The organism is Microcystis sp. M49636_WE2, assembly GCF_030065375.1.
GTDB classification, from domain to species: Bacteria; Cyanobacteriota; Cyanobacteriia; order Cyanobacteriales; family Microcystaceae; genus Microcystis; species Microcystis aeruginosa_C.
On sequence record NZ_JASJFG010000097.1, the window covers coordinates 1 to 3,916 of the forward strand.

Sequence of the window (3,916 nt, forward strand, 5' to 3'; positions counted from 1 at the left end):
ATTACGAATAACAATATTAGTTTTCTTCTCGGTATTGAATTGATTAATCAAAGCATTGGGATTGAGAACACTTAAACCCCGGACAATAACATCCACTTCTATGGGTTCTTTGGTAACTTGAGCGATCGTACTTTTACCACTCGTCCCCGGGACAACAAAAATACCGATAATTGTCAATAAAATTACTAGGGCCGCTCCGATATCAAGCAAGCTAAATTTACCGAATAAACGTCCTTTTGAGTCTAATAAATTCATAAGCGGTTCACTATAAAATTTTTGGGGAGAAGGGAACAGGGTGGTCACTGCGTGCGCGTTGCGGGGGGTGATGGGTAGGGTTGATTCATGAATCAACCCTACTATGAATCAACCCTAGGGTGATGGGGGATGGGGAGAAAATACAAATAATCTCCTATCTCCTGCCGACCGCCTCCTGTCTCCTGAATCCTGAATCCTGCCTCCTAAGAGCTAGTAAATTCTATCATGATCAGAATCTTGGTCGCAGACAGGAAGTCTGACTTAAGATAGAAGATCGGAGTCTCACAAGGAGCGATCGATAGACAATGGCGGGTAAAACTCAACTTAAAAAACAAGAAAGGCAATTATCTCCAGTCGATCTGACCCCTTCTGACGGTAACAACCTCGAAAAAGTTGCCCCCGTTAAACATTGGTCGATCGAAGATAGCGAAAATCTCTATCGCATCCAAGGCTGGGGAGAACCCTATTTCTCGATCAATGCCGCAGGAAATATTACCGTCTCGCCCCAGGGAGAAAGGGGCGGTTCTTTGGACTTATACGAGTTAGTTTCAGCGATTAAGCGGCGGAATATCGGTTTACCCCTGTTGATTCGGTTTAGTGACATCCTTGAGGATCGGATCGAGCGCCTGAATGCCTGTTTTAGCCGAGCGATCGCCCGTTATAATTATCCCAATGTCTATCGCGGTGTCTATCCGATCAAGTGCAATCAACACCGTCACATCGTCGAGTCTTTAGTGCGTTTTGGTAAACCCTATCAATTTGGGCTTGAGGCTGGTTCAAAACCTGAGCTAATGATTGCTTTAGCTACCCTAGAACCTGCCTTAAACGGCAAAAATGACAAAACACAACCCTTGCTAATTTGTAACGGCTATAAGGACAAAGAATACATCGAAACCGCTCTTTTGACCACTCGTCTCGGTCATCGGCCTTTGATTGTCATCGAACAATTGGAAGAATTATATTTAACCCTGCGCGTCAGTCGTCAGTTAGGAATTGCCCCACATTTGGGAGTGCGTGCGAAACTGGGGACAAAAGGGGTGGGACGTTGGGGATGTTCCACGGGAGACCGGGCAAAATTCGGTTTAACCGTCCCGGAAATCCTAACGGTGGTGACGGAATTAGAACAAGCGGGGATGTTAGATTGTCTGCAACTGCTGCACTATCATATCGGGTCGCAAATCTCCGCTATTAGCGTCATTAAGGATGCTATTCGCGAAGCTAGTCAGATTTATGTGGAATTAGCGAAATTAGGGGCAAATATGACCTATCTCGATGTGGGGGGTGGTTTAGGGGTCGATTACGATGGCTCAAAAACTAACTTCTACGCCTCAAAAAACTACAATATGCAGAATTATGCTAACGATATCGTGGCCGAGGTCAAGGAAGCTTGTGAAGATGCCCAGATTTCACCCCCGATTCTCATCAGTGAAAGTGGACGGGCGATCGCTTCTCATCAATCGGTGTTAGTCTTTGATATCCTGGGTAGTAGCGAGGTTCCCCAAAATCCCCCCGATCCCTGCAATGGGAAAGAACACCTCATCCTCCGTAATCTCTGGGAAACCTACACGGGTATCGATGAGCGCAATTATCAGGAAGCTTATCACGATGCGGGACAGTTCAAAGAGGAGGCGATTAGTCTGTTTAATTTCGGTTATCTCAGTCTCAAGGAACGAGCTAGAGCCGAACAATTGTACTGGGCTTGTTGTCACAAAATTCTGCAAGTGGCCCGACAACAGGATTATGTTCCCGATGACTTGGAAGACTTAGAGCAAATTATGGCCTCAATTTATTATGCCAATCTCTCGGTTTTTCAGTCAGTTCCCGATAGTTGGGCGATCGATCAACTATTTCCAATTATGCCGATCCATCGTCTCGATCGAGAACCTACCCAAAGAGGGATTCTCGCCGATTTAACCTGTGATAGTGACGGGAAAATTGCCCAGTTTATCGATTTGCGCGGGGACGTAAAATCAGTTTTAGAATTGCATCCGTTGGAGTACAAAAACGGTAAACATTCTCCAGAACCCTATTATCTAGGAATGTTTTTGGTGGGTGCTTATCAAGAGATTATGGGCAATTTACATAATCTTTTTGGCGATACTAACGTGGTACATATTCAGATGAGTCCCAAGGGATACGATATCGAGTATCTAGTCAAAGGAGATACGATCACGGAAGTATTAGGTTATGTGCAGTATTCTGCGGAAGACCTGTTAGAAAGAATTCGTCTTCGTTGTGAACAAGCTTTGCAGGAAAATCGCATGACTGTGGAAGAATCCCAATTACTCCTACAGGATTATGAACGCAGTTTGCGGCGTTATACCTATCTAGTGGGTGGGGATTAATAGAGGTTACTTGTGGGGGAAATTTAGCTCATTTTCCCTTTTTAAAGCATTGATCGCAGAATTTTGGGCTAATGCTACCTCTGGTAGTACATTTATATGTATTTTCTCACTCCTTTCTTGCCGTCCCGCAGGAGGGAAGCGACATCAACATCTATTTCGTAAAAATTTAGTTACAAATACTTTGCGATTTGTGTCAATAACTTGCTACCTGCTACTTTTGCTACAGGAAATAGGTTACAACCCACATTCCGCATTTCTTATCATTCAATTGATAATTTGATAATTATTACTAATACATTGCTTACAACCCATTGGCAGGAAGGATTATAGCTACAATTATTGATTTTCATCAAGGTGATGTAAAAATATATAAAAATATATAAAAATATATAAAAATGTGCGGAATTTCGGTTACAACTAATGATGGAATAGAGTAAGTGGGTGGGTGGAATTAAGTATAAGATGAACGTAGGTTGGACTTCGGCCGTGAGCTTTTGCCGAACGGTTGAAGCATGAAACCCAACTCCTGCTCATGTTACGCTACCGCCAACCCATCCTACAAATAATTTTGCCTCCCTACTTAAAAGTCTTGACTCAAGGAGAAAAAAGATGCTTGACCAAAGTTTCAACCTATCAGACAGCAATGTTTTAGATGATATCTTCCAGTTACCAACCCTTGGCGTGGGATCAGGTTTGGGACGCTCCGACTTGATTACCCCTTTTGTCCGCAAAAGTCTCCAGGGACTGGATTCTGACTTTTTAAGCAATTCTCTGGAAGAATACCAGCTAGAACTGAAAAATCGCTGGCAATCATCCGAATCCCTTTCCTCTTGGCCTCAAGACGGTGATTTTTTAACGGGTCAAAGTAGTTTTGTGGGTCTTCCCAGTTCTGTTGACCTAGCCGGCAATACCCTCGCCACTGCCAGAGCGATTACAGTCGGTTCCAGCACCACCAGTTACACCGATTGGGTAGGAAGCACCGATACCAACAATTACTATTGTTTTTCCCTCGCTAATTCTGGTAACTTTAATCTTGGTCTAACTGGAATGACCGCCGACGCGGACGTGCTACTGTTAAATAGTAGCGGTTCTGTCATTGCCTCCTCTACTAACGGTGGTACGGCTTCTGAGAGCATTACCAGTCAGTTGAGTGCAGGCACCTACTACATTCGTGTCTATCCCTATCAAAGTGCTAATACCAACTATAATCTCGCTGTTTCGGCCGCTCCTTTAGCTCCTGTTGACCTAGCTGGCAATACCCTCGCCACTGCCAGAGCGATTACAGTCGGTTCCAGCACCACCAGTTACACCGATTG

At 44.3% G+C, this 3,916-nt stretch carries 3 protein-coding genes; 2 read left to right on the plus strand and 1 reads right to left on the minus strand.

Annotated features, from left to right (window positions below; translation table 11 throughout):
- Positions 1-255: DUF4330 domain-containing protein (locus PX484_RS02270; protein WP_288102743.1), on the minus strand; the 255-nt coding region annotated here is incomplete at its 3' end.
- A gap of 305 nt (positions 256-560) precedes the next feature.
- Here PX484_RS02270 and speA point away from each other — a divergent pair.
- Both speA and PX484_RS02280 read left to right on the plus strand, forming a co-directional pair.
- Complete coding sequence (gene speA / locus PX484_RS02275) at positions 561-2,600, plus strand: biosynthetic arginine decarboxylase (protein WP_287766968.1); 2,040 nt, start codon at positions 561-563, stop codon at positions 2,598-2,600.
- 609 nt (positions 2,601-3,209) lie between these two features.
- Positions 3,210-3,916: PPC domain-containing protein (locus PX484_RS02280; RefSeq protein ID WP_288102744.1), on the plus strand; the 707-nt coding region annotated here is incomplete at its 3' end.

Excerpts from the sequence above, each read along its gene's own strand:
- speA (WP_287766968.1), top strand. The coding sequence starts at position 561 with ATGGCGGGTAAAACTCAACTTAAAAAACAAGAAAGGCAATTATCTCCA.